Genomic DNA, 15,247 nt, shown 5'->3' on the forward strand with positions numbered 1-15,247 from the left:
CGGGTATGGTTCTGAAATTCTCCAACTTGCCTGAGCTTTACGCGCATTCATTCGACACAGTGATCGACGTGCGTAGCCCGGCGGAATATGCCGAGGATCACTTGCCGGGCGCGATCAATCTGCCTGTGCTGGACAATGAAGAACGTGCGCGGGTCGGCACCATATACGTTCAGGAAAGCCCGTTTCTGGCGCGCAAGCTGGGGGCTGCACTAGTGTTTCGCAACGCTGCCAACCACATCGAAAACAGCCTAAGCCACCACGAGGGCGACTGGCGTCCCTTGGTATACTGCTGGCGTGGCGGTCAGCGTTCTGGCTCATTCACTTGGATGTTGCATCAGATCGGTTGGCGAGCCGACGTGGTTGAGGGTGGATACCGGACTTACCGCCGTCTCGTGAACCGATACATGTATGACGATCCATTGCCGCACCGTTTGATTGCAGTTGATGGGTATACAGGCACAGCCAAGACCGAATTGCTGGCCCTTTTGCACCAGCGCGGCGTTCAGGTTCTGGACCTTGAGGCGCTGGCCAACCATCGTGGTTCGCTGTTGGGGGAAATGCCGGGCGGGCAGCCCAGTCAGAAAGCGTTCGAGTCAGCGCTGGCCGCTGCCCTGTGCCAATTGGAGCCGACCTGCCCGGTAATCGTCGAGGCCGAATCCTCCAAGATCGGAAATCTGAATCTACCACCGAGCGTTTGGGCCGCATTACGTGCGGCACCTAGGATCCGGATTTGCGCACCGATTGAGGTCCGCGCACGTTACTTGGTGGAGGCCTACGACGACATCCTGTCAGATGCCGAGCGGCTCCGTGACCGCTTGTCGCCGCTCCGGTTCCACCGTGGCCATGACGTGGTAGACGGCTGGCTGGCTCTGATCGATGCCGGGGATAAACAAAGTTTGACGCAGGCGTTGATGCAGGACCATTACGATCCGGCCTATACCAAATCGCGCAGGACACAGAACGCGGATGTGCTGGCGAAAATCGAGGCCACGACCCTGGACGCCCCCGGACTGTCAGAAGTAGCTGATCAGATCGGACAGGTTCTGGATCAATTCTGAAGACGCAGCCCAGGCGAGTCTGTAAGGCTCCCGATGATGGCGGCCGGATAGCCAGCGTTTTGGAGGCCGGAACACAGCTTTGCCGCTTGATTGGCAGGTACGGCGGCCAGCAATCCCCCAGCGGTTTGCGGATCAAACAACAAATCGGCTTTACCGCCGATTGGCAGTTCCGGCGTGATTGAACGGTTGGCGGTGAAAATTGTGGACCTGTATCCACGGTCATTAAGCACCTGCGCGCCAGTCATTATCGGTACGGCATCAAGATCGAGTTTGGCACCGCACCCTGAGGCTTCGCACATGCCATTCAGGTGACCCGCCAGTCCAAACCCGGTCACGTCGGTCATCGCATGGGCTTTGGCCAGAATATGGGCGGCCTCGGCTTGAGGTTGGACCATGTGACGGAAAGCATCCACTATCCATGCGCCTTCGGCTTGGCCTGCCATTTCCGCGGCCATTAATACACCGCTGCCCAAAGGCTTGGTCAGGATTAGCGTGTCGCCCGGTTGGCCGCCAGTCAGGGTAATCGGATCACAGTGGCACAGGCCGGTCAGGGTAAAGCCGATGGTCATCTCGTCGCCCATCGAACTGTGGCCGCCGACGATTTCCGCTCCTGCTTCACGCATGACCATGTTTGCCGTCGCCATGATCCCAGACATAGTTCGATGCTGTAAGTCCGCCGACATTCGAGGCAAGATGACTGTGGCAGTTGCAGCCTGCGGAGCGGCGCCCATTGCCCAAATATCCCCCAGTGCATGAACAGCGGCGATGTGTGTCATAAGCACTGGATCGTGCATGAAGCTGCGCAAATGGTCCGAGGTCATAACCTGCCTTACCTCACCCGTCCGCAGCAGTGCGGCATCATCTCCGGGCAGGGGGGTGACATCCGTCCGGACCGGGGGCGGAAGCGCCTGCAATGCAGTACGGAGTGCCTCGCGCCCGATCTTGGCCCCGCATCCGCCACACATGGGTTTGTCACCCAACGCCTCGATCAGCCCGGCGGCGTGCAGACGCGGGGCAGGTGGCGTTTTCATCTGCGGCAATTGTCGAAATTTGTTCATGAACTTCTGATCAATGTGGTCCTTCCATTTCCACATCAAGGGGCCGCTGAAAGAAGTTCCCAACCGTTCGGCCAGTGCGGACTTTTCACCCAGTGAGATCAGTTTCAGGTAATCCTTCTGGGGTTTGTAACGCCGCAAGCTTCCTGCACCCAGGGCGGCGCGGAGGTTGTTGAACAGTACTGGTGCTTCTCGCACCGCATAGACACCTGCTTTGGGGCGCGGGTTCTTTGTTAGATGCGCGCAATCCCCGGCTGCAAAGATCGCCGGATCGCTGGATTGCAGAAACCCATTGACCCGGATGTAGCCGTCTTGCAGGTCCAACCCGGTTTTTGCGATCCAGTCATAGGCGCGTGCGCCAGCGGCGCCCGTGACAAACTTTGCTGCAACACAGCGGCCATCATCCAGCTCTAAATGATCCGACGTGATCTGCGTGATCCCCACGTTTTCGATTACATCGATGCCCAGGGCATCCATGGCCCGCCTTATAGAGGCCGCCGCTTTTGGGCCGGTGGCTGTCAGGGCTGATGCATTGTCGATCAACGTAACCTGCGCTGCTCGGTTTCTGGCGCGCAAAGCATGAGCCATGGCCATGACCAGTTCGACACCGGCGACCCCACCACCTATTACCGCAACAGCAGCCGGACCGCTTCCGTTCAAATATGTCGCCCATCGGGCCGCGAAGGGTCCAAGGGGCTTGGCGGGAATCGCGTGTTCCGAGAAACCCGGCAGGGCAGGCATGTCAGACGTGATCCCGATATTGACCGAAGCAACATCGAACGCCACTGGCGGGTGCCCCGGTACTTGGACCACGCGTTCCCCGGTGTCGATCCCGGCCACCGGACCAAGTACAACGCGCGCACCGGCAAACCGTGCCAACCGGACCAGATCAATATCAAGGTCCGAACGTTCGTAGTGCCCCGCGACAAATCCTGGCAGCATTCCGGAATAGGGCGCTGTAGGGCCGGGGTTGATCACAGTCACACGCGCGCCGGGCAAGGGATTCATCCCCCATTTCCGCAATAGGAGGGCGTGAGTATGACCGCCGCCGATCAGAACCAGATCGCGGGTCAGGGGCAGCGGAGGTGTATGCATAATTCTCAGTTCGTGCTGTGGTCCGGGACGTCTTCGACCTGCTCGACCGCGTGGGTGGCCCAAAGCTCATCCTCACCCGCATCCGGCAGATTCTCAGGCTTTTCATGGCGATGTATGTGCCACTTTGCAATGAACAGCGCCGTGATAGGGGCCGTCAGGAACAGGAAAAGGGTGATCAACAGCTCGTGCAGCGACAAGTGGTTTTCGATCAAAACCGAATGGCCGATAGAGGCTAACAGAACGCCGCCCACCCCTAGCGTGGTCGCCTTGGTGGGTGCGTGCAGGCGCGACATTGGGTCTTTCAGCTTTATCATGCCAAACGAGCCCACAAATCCGAAGATTCCCGAGACAACGAGAAAGACTGTGATAAGCAGTTCGAAGATGACCGTCATTCCGCCCTCACTCGATAATGTTGCCGCGCAGCATGAAGCGTGCGTAGGCCACAGTTGAAACAAACCCGAGCATGGCGATGATCATGGCGGCTTCGAAGAAAATCTCGGACCCGATTGCCAGCCCATAGAGGATCATCAGGGCGATGGTATTGATGACCATGGTGTCCAGCGCAAGCACACGGGTGCCGACGCCTTCGGCGGTGATAATCCGCCACAGGCACATCATGATTGCGGCACCGAAACAGGCGAAAGCGAAGTAAACAGCATAGGTGATCATTCGAATATCTCCTTCAAGCGACGCTCGTATCGGCTTTTGATCTGGTCGCGGACGCTGTCGGGGTCAGGCGCGTCCAGACAATGAACCAGCAGGTTGTGACCCTGGGCCGACAGATCACAACTAACCGTGCCAGGCGTCATGGTGATGGTTCCGGCAAGGACGGTGATAGCCTCGGGTGTACGCAGCTCCAGCGGGACACAGATCCAGTTCGGTTGGCGGTCCGCGTCGCGTTTGAACAGGATGATCCGGGCGACCGTGATGTTGGCCATCACGATATCCCAGAGCACCACCAGCATGTATTCCACGATCATTGGCCAGTTTCGCAGTATCGGGCGATCCGGCCAGTAGGGTTGCGTGATGAACGGGATGATGATTCCAAGGATCAGCCCGAATACCAGCGAATTCAGCGAAGGCTCGTTCGCCAGCAGCATCCAGACCAGCGTCAATAGGACCGTCAGGTGAGGGTGTGGAAAAACTCGGCGCAGCAGCTTCATTACTCTTCCCTTCCCAATACGGCCGAGATGTAATCATCCGGCGTGAACAGTTGATGCGCAGTTTTGCTGGTATACTCCAAAGCCGGTCCAGCAAAGAGTGTAAGCAGGACGAGGCCTAAAACAGCACCAAAGACTGCGGTAAAGGCGAGCCCCGGCTGCGGTTCAGGTGCGGCAGATTGCTCGACCTCTTCTTCGGTCTCGGTCTGAGGGCCGTTTACCGTGTCATAGCTTTTCCAGAAGATCAGCGAGCCAGCACGGGCAAGACCAACGATCGTGACGAATGACCCGATCAGGATCACCGCCCAGATCACATTGGCGTCTGGGGCGTTCCGCGCGGCATCAAGTACGAGCAGTTTTCCGACGAAACCCGACAATGGCGGCATCCCTGCCATTGCAATTGCGCCCACAAAGAACAGCGAGGCGATAAGTCCGCTCTGCGGCATGGGTGGTTTGGCCGCGATTGCACCGCCCTGACGCTCCATCACCATGTCGGCCACAAGGAAAAGCAACGCCGTCGCCAACGTTGAATGGAAGATGTAATAGAGTGCGGCTGCCGTTGCCGTTTCGTCGAACAATGAGATCGCGATTAGCAAGGTGCCCATAGATGCAATGGCGCAAAAGGCCACCATCCGCGCGATATGCCGTGTACCCAGGATACCAATTGTTCCGACGGCCAACGTCAGCAAGGCGGCAGGTTGCAGCCAGTCGCCGATCAGACCTTCAGTCGCTGCAACGTCCGGTCCGAAAGCAAGAGTATAAACCCGCAGGATCGAATAGGCGCCCACCTTGGTCATAATGGCGAACAGCGCGGCCACGGGCAGCGGCGCGTTGGCATAGCTGGCCGGCAGCCAGAAATGCAAAGGCAAGACAGCAGCTTTGATGCAGAAGACAAGTAACAACAGGACGGCACCGACACGCAGCAGCGCGGTATCTTCTGGCGGTATCTCTGCGACGCGTACGGCCAGATCGGCCATGTTCAAAGTCCCGGTCACGCCGTAAATCGTGCCCAAGGCAAACAGGAACAGGGTCGATCCGATCAGGTTATAGGCGACATATTGCACCCCGGCCTTCAGTCGTACTGATCCGCCGCCATGGGTCATCAAACCGTAAGAGGCGATCAACAAAACTTCGAAGAAAACGAAAAGGTTGAAGGCGTCCCCCGTCAGGAACGCACCGCAAACGCCCATCAGCTGGAAATGGAACAGCGCGTGGAAATGTTTGCCCCGGTCATCCCATCCCGAAGCAATGGAATATAAGACAATGGGCAGCGCAAGCAGCGCGGTCAGCAGCACCATCATCGCCGACATTCGATCCAGCACCAATACGATGCCGAAGGGGGCAGGCCAGTTTCCGAGCTCATAAACCTGGATGTCTCCGCCCGAAGCCTGGGCGGTGATGGTCAGCGCAATACCCAGTAGGCCGATAACCCCGGCCACCGAGAAGATACGCTGCAGGTCCAGATGGTAACGAAGTACCATGATGATAAAGGGGGCCAGGATCGCGGGCAGGACGATCGGCGCAACGATCCAGTGGTTCATGCGTCTTCTCCCGGCGCGTCCACGCTGTCCTGTGCGGTCATGTCGATATGGTCATCCTTTGAGGACAGATAGGCGCTGAGCGCGATCATCACGATCACAGCCGTCATCCCGAACGAGATCACGATGGCCGTCAGCACTAGCGCCTGCGGCAACGGGTCTGTGTAAGGGACATCTTCGTACTTGTTCAGGACTGCTGGCGCGTTCAGCGCCAACCGTCCTGTTGCGAACAGAAAGACGTTAACGGCATAAGTGATCAGGGACAGGCCCAGAATGACGGGGAACGTCCGACGGCGCAGGATCAGGAAAATCCCGGCAGCGGTCAAAACGCCAACGGCAGAGGCTACGAGCGCTTCCATCAGGCCTGCTCCTTCTCTTGTTCTTCTTCCGGCGGATCATCCCGCAACGGGTTGATATCCATCGGATGTTCTTGCGCCATGCCCGGTTGCCAGGCAAAACGCGACAGGCTGTCGAGCGCCAGCATCACCGCGCCTAGAACAGCAAGAAACACGCCTGTGTCGAACAACATGGCCGTGGCCCATTCGAATTCTTCCAGTGGCGGCCAGTTGATGTAGCCGAAATCGCTGGTCAGGAAGGGCCGTTCGTTGAACCACGCGCCCAGACCGGTGGCAGCGGCAATAAGAACACCCCAGCCGATGGTGCCGTGATAGTAGAAACGTTGTCGCTCGATTGCCCATGTGTATCCGCTGGCCATGTATTGCATCAGATAGGCAATGGCGACTATGAGACCGGCGATGAAGCCGCCTCCGGGCTGGTTGTGCCCGCGGAAGAATATATAGGCCCCGACCATCAGTGCAATCGGCATCATTACTCGCGTTGCGACCACCATCATGAGCGGATGCGAGTCACCTGATTGCGGCCAGTGCGGTTTGCGGTTCAGCAAGTAGCTGCGGACATTGGTGCCCAACACTGCCTCGGTCAGGGCAAAGATGATCAGCGCGGCGATGCCCAGAACGATGATTTCGCCAAAAGTATCAAATCCCCGGAAATCCACGAGGATCACGTTGACGACATTGGTGCCACCACCGCCTTTGTACGAATTCGCCAGATGAAAGTCCGAGATCGTTGGAAAGGCGAAATCGCGCAACATCAGAGCATAGATCAAACCACCTGCGCCCAAGCCCGCCACGACCGAGATCGCAGCATCCCGCCAACGTCGGGGCGCCGTGCTGTCCCACGGTGTTTCGGTTGGAAGGAAGTTGAGCGAGAGCAGCAACAGGATCATCGTTACCACTTCGACCGAAATCTGTGTCAGTGCCAGATCCGGCGCGGACAGGTAGTTGAACGCCATCGAGACGATCAGGCCGACAACTCCGATCAGCACCAGCGACAACAGGCGGTTGCGGTGGAACCACATGATCGCCAGGGTCGCGCCGACAAGGCAAATCCATCCGATGATGGGAATGATCGGCGCCGGCAACGGCACCCGCGTTTCAAGGCCGATGGTGCCGGTGGCGTAGGCATAATACCCCAACCCAACCGTGAATGTGATCAAGATGATCGCATAGCGGCTGATGACGCCGTTATGCAATTCGTCCGTGATCCAACGGCTGACCCGAGTCATCGCACCGATCACCGCGTCAAAGATAGTTTTAGCCTCGGGGCGGGGCAGGGCGTTCCAGATTTGATCACCCCGACGATGCAGCGAAAGCAAGAAAAGACCACCGAGTGTTGCAACGACCGACATATAAAGCGCGGGCGTAAATCCATGCCATAGTTTGAGCGAGTAGTAGGGGAGCTTCTCACCACCGATCACCGCACTTGAGACGACCGCAACCAGGGGCCCGACAATTGCGGCAGAATACAGTCCGATCAGGACGACCAGAACCACCAGAAACGCGGGGGCCAGCCATAGGCCTACCGGCGGATCATGCGGGTGCGCGGGGTAGTCGTCACGCTGCGGTCCGAGGAAGACATGCCCGACAAACCGGAACGAATACGCGGCCGAGAACACTGCAGCCAGCAAGGCCAGGCCGGGCACCAGGTATTGTGAATGCAGCCATGTGGTGTGAACGGTTTCTTCCAGCATCATTTCCTTGGATAGGAAGCCGTTCAGAGGTGGCAGGCCTGCCATCGACAGGGCCGCAATCGTACCGATCGTGAATGTGATTGGCATCAGATGGCGCAGCCCACCCAGACGTTTGACATCGCGCGTGCCGGTCTCGTGATCGACGATACCGGCGGTCATGAACAATGCGGCTTTAAATGTTGCGTGGTTGATGATGTGGAAAACAGCGGCAACGGCCGCAATCTGGGTGCCAAAGCCCAGCAGCATTGTCACCAATCCCAAATGCGAAACGGTGGAAAACGCCAAAAGTGCCTTCAGGTCATCCTTGAACAGCGCAATCACTGCGCCGATCAGCATGGTCACCAGACCGGTCGTGGCCACGATATAAAACCACGCCTCCGTACCTGCCAGAACCGGCCACATGCGTGCCATCAGGAACAGACCGGCTTTCACCATCGTAGCTGAGTGCAAGTAAGCCGAAACCGGTGTCGGCGCTGCCATCGCGTGCGGCAGCCAAAAATGGAACGGGAACTGTGCGGATTTGGTAAAGCACCCTAGCAGAATCAGGATCAGCGCCGGGAGGTAGTAGGGCGAGTCCTGAATGAGTTCCTTGTTCTGTAAAATGACGCTCAGGTCATAGGACCCCACGATATTGCCCAGGATCAGCATCCCGGCGATCATTGCCAACCCGCCTGATCCGGTCACGGCAAGCGCCATTCGAGCACCTTGGCGACCCTCGGGCAGGTGCTTCCAATAGCCGATCAGAAGGAATGAACTTAGCGATGTAAGCTCCCAAAAAACAATAAGAAGTAGGATGTTGTCGGATAGCACAATACCGACCATCGCGCCCTGAAACAGCAGCAAATAGGTATAGAACTGCCCCATTGGGTCTTCGCGCGACAAATAGAACCGCGCATAGAGGATAATCAGCAGGCCAATGCCGAGGATAAGCAGCGCAAACAGGAACCCCAACCCGTCCAGCATGAAATTGGCGTTCAGCCCAAGCCCGGGGATCCAGTCAAAGCGGGCAGTCACCACCTCGCCACGCATTACGGCGGGAATGTGGATCAGCAGCCCGGCCAGCGCCAGGAAGGCGGTCAACCCTGCGGCCGAGGCGGCTGCGTTGCGTCCTGCGCGGATCAGCAGGGCGGGAAAGACAGCTCCGAGGAAAGGAAGGGCCGCGATAAGGAATAGGGACAACAGCGATACTCCGGAATTGGCGGTCATTGCGATAGAACTCGTAGCGATAATTTAATGACTGCTCAACAATTGCAAGGTTTCCAACGACCTCCCAATGCACCTATCACATATGTTTCCCCTGCGTGATAATGACGCGAACTTTACCTGCTGCTCCAAATTTGACGCGGTATCGGCCTTTTGGCTGTGGTAAAAGCAGCTGGCGAACTTGGAGAAAGCGGCGTGGCGGACAAAACGTACCGAACTCGGAGGTGGGTCATATTGGGCGGTGGTTCCGTCGTAGCCGCTGGATTTGCCATCCGCGAATACCGCCTGATTCCTCAGGATTATGCCGGCGGTCAGCTGAGTGTGTCAGACGCTCACGCTCAGGCCCTGTCTGGAAGCATCCTTCTCGTCGACATCCGAACACCGCGCGAATGGCGCGCGACTGGTGTCGGTGACGCTGCCATGCCGCTGGATATGCGTCGCGCGGATTTCGTGCAGGCGTTGACGCAACTGGTGAACGATAACAAGGCCGCCCCAGTGGCGCTGATCTGCGCCCGCGGTGTTCGGTCAGCGCGGCTGAGCAATCAACTAACCGAGGCCGGGTTTTCCAACATAATTGATGTGCCCGAAGGTATGCTTGGCTCAGCCGTCGGACCGGGTTGGGTGCGCGCAGGATTACCTGTCGACCGTTACACAGGGAACGAATGATGACAGTGAAATATTGGCTCGCCCTGGGTTTTGCGTTGGCTGCCCAACCTGCTTATGCCGCCTGTGACACAGACGAGGGGCTGTGCGAAACGCCCTCGGGGTCCTATCAGATCGAACTGCCCGATGTGGACAACCCACCCCTGGTCGTGTTCCTGCACGGGTACGGCGGCAGCGGCTCTGGGACGATGAAGAACCGCAATATGGTCGATCCGTTGCTGGAGCGAGGCTATGCGGTGATGGCGCCAGAAGGCGCGTTGCGCAACGGTCGAAAGAGTTGGAATTTTTATCCCGGGTGGGAAGGGCGGGACGAGACCGCCTTTTTAACCGAAGTGGTCGACGATGCGGCCGAGCGTTTTGGTATCGACAATAACCGGGTGATCCTGGGTGGGTTTTCGGCAGGCGGTTTCATGGTGAACTACCTGGCTTGTGCAGAGCCCGATGCATTTTCAGCCTATGCACCTGTGTCCGGTGGGTTCTGGCGACCGCATCCCGCAACCTGTGAAGGACCAGTGCGACTGTTTCATACTCACGGCTGGACTGACAATGTCGTCCCGTTGGAAGGGCGCATTCTGGGCGGAGGCCGGTTTCATCAAGGTGACATTTTTTCAGGGCTCGAAATCTGGCGGGTGGCCAACGAATGCCCTGACACCAAACCCGATGCATTTGCAACTACGGGTGACTTCATGCGCCGCAAATGGACACGATGCGCAGAAGGCAGTGCGTTGGAGTTTGCCCTGTTTCCCGGTGGCCATGGCGTACCCAAGGGCTGGGCGGACATGATGGTTGACTGGTACGAAGGGTTGCCCGGCAGCTAATCACTCTGCCGGGGTCATTGTGCCTTTGCCTTCGACCAGCCGTTTCAATTCATCTCTGTAACGGCGGGCCGAGCGGGTTATTGCGGGTTCCCTGAAATCCTCGCGCATGCCGACCATCCGGCGCGCCGCTCCGGCTGATACTCCGCTGAGCGCGGACAGAGGAATCGCTAACGCCAGACTGATGGCGATCGGGGCCAGCCAGACAGACACCAGCCCGGCCAGAATGCCGATGCTCAATGCGATTCCGCTGACGGTCTCCAACGCGTGACACAGGATCAGAGTCCGCAATCCATAAGTGCCACCGTCGCGGGCCTGCGGTGACCAACCCTTTTGAATGCCCAGCGCAGTGCGGAAGACGGCAATCATTTGCTGCACCATCAGAATGGGAGCGTAGAGAACGGACAGGACGACTTCGGACAGGAATGAAGTCAGAAACCGCCACCAGCCGCCGAAATCTGAGTAGCGCACACCGCTGAGTGGCAGTGCCGCAACGCCTAGAACCTTGGGGGCCAGAAGCATTGCGTACATAACCAGAATGATCAGAACATGGCGCGTTTCGGACATTTCCGGCCATTGCGGGAACAGTGGATTGTCCGGGCTGAAATAGTGCAGAACGGACGCATCCTTGCCCTGACCGATAAGTGCCCACATCACTAACAAAGCAAACCACAGCGGCGACATCAGGTACCCGACCGCTCCGTGGAACATGTGAAATCGTGACACGGCGCGGAACCCGGTCGAGCCCAGCAGTTTGAGGTGCTGCAGGTTGCCCTGACACCAACGGCGATCCCTCATGGCATGGTCGATCAGGGTCGGAGGTGTTTCTTCGTATGAGCCACGAATGCGCGGCAGGAACCGAACTCCCCATCCCGCGCGGCGTAGAAGACCCGCCTCGACGAAGTCGTGGCTCATGATCAGTTTGTCCTGACCACTGATCGAACGCAGTTTAGGCAGGCCCGCGCAGGACGCGAAGGCGCTGGTACGAATAATAGCGTTGTGACCCCAATAGTTGCCTTCCTGCCCGCACCAGCGCGCCAGGCCTTCGGCAAATGCTATACCGTAAACGCCATTGGCGAATTGCTGCATTCGGGCGAACACCGATTGCGCACCGATCAGTTGCGGATAGCTTTGGATCAGTCCCGCGCCGGGATCACGCGCCAGCGAGTCCGTCAGACGGTAAATGGCGCGACCAGTCATCAGGCTGTCGGCGTCCAAAACCAACATCGCGTCCCAATCGGCGCCCCAACGGCAAACCCAGTCGGCAATGTTACCCACTTTGCGGTCGGTATTCTGTTCACGGCGGCGATAATACAGCTCAAGCCCGGGCGCCAGAGTGGTGCGCAGCGCCTCGACGCTGGCTTGTTCCTGTGCTGCGATTTCCGGGTCACGTGTGTCGGATAAGATAAACATGGCGTAGTGATGCTGCCCGCCACGCGCGCGCAAGTCTTCCAGCATGGTGCGAGCATTGCCCAGAACGAACCACGGAACTTCGTTATACACCGGCATCAGCAAGGCCACCCGCAGAGGTTGGGGTCTGGTCTGGCTTTTAGGTTGGTCCTGACGGGAAAGCGATACCATGCCTAACAGAACGGTGCAGACGGTAAACGATATCCAGAAGAAATTGAACGAGATCAGCGCCAGCAGTATCCCCTCAATCAGATTGATCCCCTGTGCTCCGAACCAATCTGTCATTATCCAAAGCAACGCTATGGTCGCCGCCATGGCGGGTGAGAAGGCCAGTGCGCGCCAAAACCCTGCAGAAGGCTTGCTTCCGCCAATAGGTACCTGTGCATCGCGGAAATCAGTACTGAAATCCTGTGCCGGCATCGCCAGAGGTGCCTCAGGTGGCATGATATGAAGATCGTGGCTCATGCGGTCCATCTGTAAAGCCAGACCTCAGAGGCCGGCTGCTTATCTTTCAGCAACTGCGCCCGCAGTTCGACGTGATTGCGGTCGCCGGGCTCAAACGAAAACGCCAACCGCAAGCCACCTGTATCCGGGTTGTGCTGCAGGACTCCGTCCGATGTTTCGGCATGGGGCGAGTCAACAAAGATCGTCATCGTTTCGGGATCGTCGAACAGCTCGCTGGCTTCGAAATCGACGACGGCTAGACGACCTTCGCCAAAGGTGTTTTCACCCATTGCGGTATTGATTACGCGCGGCATCGGCGTCCGCTGGGGTTCTTCCCCCCAAATCAGGCGATAGGACATATCGAGCTGCTGGCCAGCGGCATACGGCTCGGCCGGGCGCCAATAGGCGACGATGTTGTCGTAAATCTCCTGATCGGCGGGAATCTCGACCAGTGTCACGGAACCTTTGCCCCAATCGCCGTTGGGTTCAACCCACAGTCCCGGACGTTTGTGGTACTTAGCCTCGAGATCGGCATAGTCCGAGAATTCACGCTTGCGCTGCATCAGGCCGAACCCACGCGGGTTCATGTCCACGAACGAGGAAATTTGCAGACGCGTCGGATTCGCCAGAGGACGCCAGATCACCTCTCCCGCACCGTTGCGGATAAGAAGTCCGTCGCTGTCATGCACTGCAGGTCGGAAATCGTCAAATCGACTGTGATTGGTCTGATCGAACAGGAACATCGACGTGCCGGGTGCGATGCCCACGTGGGTCAGCTCTTCTCGCGGGAATAGCGTAGCCTCGATGTCCATTACACAATCGGCACCTGCGGTGACATTGAACCGATACGCACCAGTTACACTGGGGCTGTCCATCAGGGCGTGAACCACCATATCGCGCTGACCGGGTTTGGGACGCTCCAGCCAGAACCGGATGAATTCGGGGAATTCCTCGCCATCCGGGTCGCCGGTTTTCAAGGCCAGACCACGTGCGGACAGGCCGTAAACCTCATGCAAGCCAATCGCGCGGAAATAGCTGGCACCTTGCCAAACGCAGAATTCATCGGTCTTGCCGGGACGGTGCATCTCGGTGCGCAGACGTAGCCCGGAAAAGCCCAGCGTGTCGTCGATGGGCAGATGCGGTACGTCCTCGGATTTGTCGAACATGGTCAGGTCGAAGGCGACCGGAGTGGCCATACCGTCTTCGATTGTCGAAACCTTAACGGTGCGCGGAAAATAAAGCCCGGGCGTGAAGAAATCGACATTGAACGGTGTATCGGTTTCATACCACAGCGCACGGTCCAACCGGAACCGGATCGAGCGGTACTGTTCATAGGTCAGGTCCTGCCATTCCTGCGGCACCATCTCACGCTCGGCGTAAGGGTGGTTGGCCAGATCGCGGGCCAGTGCAATCACGTCGTTGCGGTCAAAGGGCACCTCGCCACCCGTGGCATACGCGGACGGGGCGAAAGCCAAAGCCGTTGACGAGGCCAGAAATGCGCGGCGCGTAAAATTCATTTTTTCGTCTTCCAAGGATGTGACTTGAACCAGGCGGCCAGATAGGCCACGCCGATGATCATGGCAAAGCCAATCATGTTGGCGGCAAAAACACTGGCAACATCCCGCCCACTCAGGTCCAGTCCGACGCCGATAAGTCGTGCTGCGGCCATGGAAAACACGAACACAGCCAGCGATTGCTGCCCGACCTTGGAGATCACGGCCAGCAGCCATTGCCAAACCCGCGCACCCAGAGTGTGGCCTGTGGCGATCAGGCGTTGACCATGCTCACCAGCAGCGACCCAACCCAGATAAGCCAGCGACAGGAAGTGGAGATAGCGGAGCAGGCCAAACTCGGTCTTGCCACGCAGTTCCTCTGTCAGCGGCCAGGCCTTGCGGATCAGGGCACCAAGATCTGGCCAAACAGAATTGACCCACAGGAAAACTTTCCACGACCCGAAGGGCGCGGACAGGAGCAGGAACAGCGCTGCGGCCCAGATCAGGGTTTTTGAAACCGGAGGGGCAGGAATCCAGCCGCGCATAAGCGCGAAGCCGGTGAAGAACAGCAACTGCCAGCCGAAGGGATTAAAGAACCACTGTCGGTCTGACCAGGGTTCAGCGGGCAATGCCAGAACCCCGGTTTGTGCAACAAGCCAGATTGCTACAGATGCCCCGGCCATAGCCCAGAAGTTGATCCGGTACAGAGCCATGAACAGGGGCATCATCGCCAGCACCACCAGATACATCGGAAGGATGTCAAAGTAGTTCGGCACGTAGGTCAGCGTAAAAAGCCCCACTATCTGCGAGGCTGGGTCATTGAAGAAGTGCTGTAGGTTCAGGGACGAGATGTAGTTTTTTTCAAATCCACCGGACTGATTCAGCGCAGCCATAGTCATGGCGACAAAGAAAAACAGACAGATATGCGCCCAGTAGACCTGCCAGATCCGGAATGAGACACGCGCCGTGCCCATCAACCATCCTTTGCGCATGAATGCTCCGCCAAAGGCTATGGCTGAGGCCATGCCCGAACAGAAAACGAATATCTCTGTCGCGTCGGAATAACCAAACCTCGCGGGAATCCATTTGGCCCATGGGTCGTTTGGTATATGGGCGATCAGGATGATGAACATCGCGATGCCGCGATAAAAATCCAGCCGCGGATCGCGCGTGCCGGCAGCCGCTGCGGCCGAGGCCGCAACAGGTGCAAAATCAGAAGCGGGCGATGCAGTCGCCATACAGTTTCTGTCCTTCTTGGTTTTT

The 15,247-nt window shown here is 58.0% G+C and carries 13 protein-coding genes; 3 read left to right on the forward strand and 10 right to left on the reverse strand.

Annotated elements, in window-relative coordinates; genetic code table 11:
- Positions 1-5: 5 nt before the first annotated feature.
- Positions 6-1,058 carry a tRNA 2-selenouridine(34) synthase MnmH gene (gene mnmH, locus AC2TDA_RS21240; protein ID WP_480880969.1) on the forward strand — a complete coding sequence of 351 codons (1,053 nt, stop codon included), beginning with the start codon at positions 6-8 and terminating at the stop codon, positions 1,056-1,058.
- On the opposite strand, the gene selD is transcribed toward mnmH, so the two are convergent.
- From selD to AC2TDA_RS21275, 7 genes are read right to left on the reverse strand one after another with little or no spacing between them, the layout of a single operon-like run.
- Positions 1,049-3,208, reverse strand: coding sequence for a selenide, water dikinase SelD (selD, locus tag AC2TDA_RS21245; RefSeq protein ID WP_480880967.1), 2,160 nt, complete (start codon positions 3,206-3,208; stop codon positions 1,049-1,051). The two genes, mnmH and selD, sit on opposite strands and share 10 nt — an antisense overlap.
- Positions 3,209-3,213: 5 nt before the next feature.
- On the reverse strand, positions 3,214-3,600 hold the full coding sequence (locus tag AC2TDA_RS21250) for a Na+/H+ antiporter subunit G (RefSeq protein ID WP_480846313.1): 387 nt from the start codon (positions 3,598-3,600) through the stop codon (positions 3,214-3,216).
- A gap of 7 nt (positions 3,601-3,607) precedes the next feature.
- Entirely contained in the window at positions 3,608-3,877 is a 270-nt protein-coding gene (locus AC2TDA_RS21255) for a K+/H+ antiporter subunit F (protein ID WP_480846312.1), read from the reverse strand.
- A complete protein-coding gene (locus AC2TDA_RS21260; protein WP_480846311.1) occupies positions 3,874-4,371 on the reverse strand; it encodes a Na+/H+ antiporter subunit E in 498 nt (165 codons plus the stop codon). Before AC2TDA_RS21260 ends, AC2TDA_RS21255 begins: the two co-directional genes overlap by 4 nt.
- Positions 4,371-5,909: a monovalent cation/H+ antiporter subunit D gene (locus AC2TDA_RS21265; protein WP_480846310.1), complete on the reverse strand. Its 1,539-nt coding sequence runs from the start codon at positions 5,907-5,909 to the stop codon at positions 4,371-4,373. The genes AC2TDA_RS21260 and AC2TDA_RS21265 overlap by 1 nt, the downstream gene beginning before the upstream one ends.
- Positions 5,906-6,265: a Na+/H+ antiporter subunit C gene (locus AC2TDA_RS21270; protein WP_480842597.1), complete on the reverse strand. Its 360-nt coding sequence runs from the start codon at positions 6,263-6,265 to the stop codon at positions 5,906-5,908. Before AC2TDA_RS21270 ends, AC2TDA_RS21265 begins: the two co-directional genes overlap by 4 nt.
- Entirely contained in the window at positions 6,265-9,135 is a 2,871-nt protein-coding gene (locus tag AC2TDA_RS21275) for a monovalent cation/H+ antiporter subunit A (protein WP_480881017.1), read from the reverse strand. The genes AC2TDA_RS21270 and AC2TDA_RS21275 overlap by 1 nt, the downstream gene beginning before the upstream one ends.
- A gap of 219 nt (positions 9,136-9,354) precedes the next feature.
- Between AC2TDA_RS21275 and AC2TDA_RS21280 the strand changes: the two genes are divergently transcribed.
- Positions 9,355-9,825, forward strand: a complete 471-nt coding sequence (locus tag AC2TDA_RS21280; protein WP_480846308.1) for a rhodanese-like domain-containing protein — start codon at positions 9,355-9,357, stop codon at positions 9,823-9,825.
- The gene (locus tag AC2TDA_RS21285) at positions 9,825-10,640 is read left to right on the forward strand and encodes a CE1 family esterase (RefSeq protein ID WP_480880965.1); all 816 of its coding nucleotides are present in this window, start codon (positions 9,825-9,827) and stop codon (positions 10,638-10,640) included. Before AC2TDA_RS21280 ends, AC2TDA_RS21285 begins: the two co-directional genes overlap by 1 nt.
- Here the strand turns inward: AC2TDA_RS21285 and mdoH are convergent, their stop codons facing one another.
- From mdoH to AC2TDA_RS21300, 3 genes are read right to left on the reverse strand one after another with little or no spacing between them, the layout of a single operon-like run.
- Complete coding sequence (gene mdoH / locus AC2TDA_RS21290) at positions 10,641-12,512, reverse strand: glucans biosynthesis glucosyltransferase MdoH (protein WP_480880963.1); 1,872 nt, start codon at positions 12,510-12,512, stop codon at positions 10,641-10,643.
- The gene (locus AC2TDA_RS21295; RefSeq protein ID WP_480880961.1) at positions 12,509-14,008 is read right to left on the reverse strand and encodes an OpgD/OpgG family glucan biosynthesis protein; all 1,500 of its coding nucleotides are present in this window, start codon (positions 14,006-14,008) and stop codon (positions 12,509-12,511) included. Before AC2TDA_RS21295 ends, mdoH begins: the two co-directional genes overlap by 4 nt.
- Positions 14,005-15,222 carry an OpgC family protein gene (locus AC2TDA_RS21300; protein ID WP_480880959.1) on the reverse strand — a complete coding sequence of 406 codons (1,218 nt, stop codon included), beginning with the start codon at positions 15,220-15,222 and terminating at the stop codon, positions 14,005-14,007. Before AC2TDA_RS21300 ends, AC2TDA_RS21295 begins: the two co-directional genes overlap by 4 nt.
- Positions 15,223-15,247 lie beyond the last annotated feature (25 nt).

This window comes from Ruegeria sp. HKCCD6426 (assembly GCF_057221115.1).

What these genes read in the sequence shown, in the direction of transcription:
- AC2TDA_RS21285 (WP_480880965.1), top strand. Translation starts at nt 9,825, where the DNA reads ATGACAGTGAAATATTGGCTCGCCCTGGGTTTTGCGTTGGCTGCCCAA.
- mdoH (WP_480880963.1), bottom strand. Translation starts at nt 12,512, where the DNA reads ATGAGCCACGATCTTCATATCATGCCACCTGAGGCACCTCTGGCGATG.
- AC2TDA_RS21250 (WP_480846313.1), bottom strand. Translation starts at nt 3,600, where the DNA reads ATGACGGTCATCTTCGAACTGCTTATCACAGTCTTTCTCGTTGTCTCG.
- AC2TDA_RS21295 (WP_480880961.1), bottom strand. Translation starts at nt 14,008, where the DNA reads ATGAATTTTACGCGCCGCGCATTTCTGGCCTCGTCAACGGCTTTGGCT.
- AC2TDA_RS21265 (WP_480846310.1), bottom strand. Translation starts at nt 5,909, where the DNA reads ATGAACCACTGGATCGTTGCGCCGATCGTCCTGCCCGCGATCCTGGCC.
- AC2TDA_RS21300 (WP_480880959.1), bottom strand. Translation starts at nt 15,222, where the DNA reads ATGGCGACTGCATCGCCCGCTTCTGATTTTGCACCTGTTGCGGCCTCG.
- AC2TDA_RS21260 (WP_480846311.1), bottom strand. Translation starts at nt 4,371, where the DNA reads ATGAAGCTGCTGCGCCGAGTTTTTCCACACCCTCACCTGACGGTCCTA.
- AC2TDA_RS21255 (WP_480846312.1), bottom strand. Translation starts at nt 3,877, where the DNA reads ATGATCACCTATGCTGTTTACTTCGCTTTCGCCTGTTTCGGTGCCGCA.
- mnmH (WP_480880969.1), top strand. Translation starts at nt 6, where the DNA reads ATGGTTCTGAAATTCTCCAACTTGCCTGAGCTTTACGCGCATTCATTC.
- selD (WP_480880967.1), bottom strand. Translation starts at nt 3,208, where the DNA reads ATGCATACACCTCCGCTGCCCCTGACCCGCGATCTGGTTCTGATCGGC.
- AC2TDA_RS21270 (WP_480842597.1), bottom strand. Translation starts at nt 6,265, where the DNA reads ATGGAAGCGCTCGTAGCCTCTGCCGTTGGCGTTTTGACCGCTGCCGGG.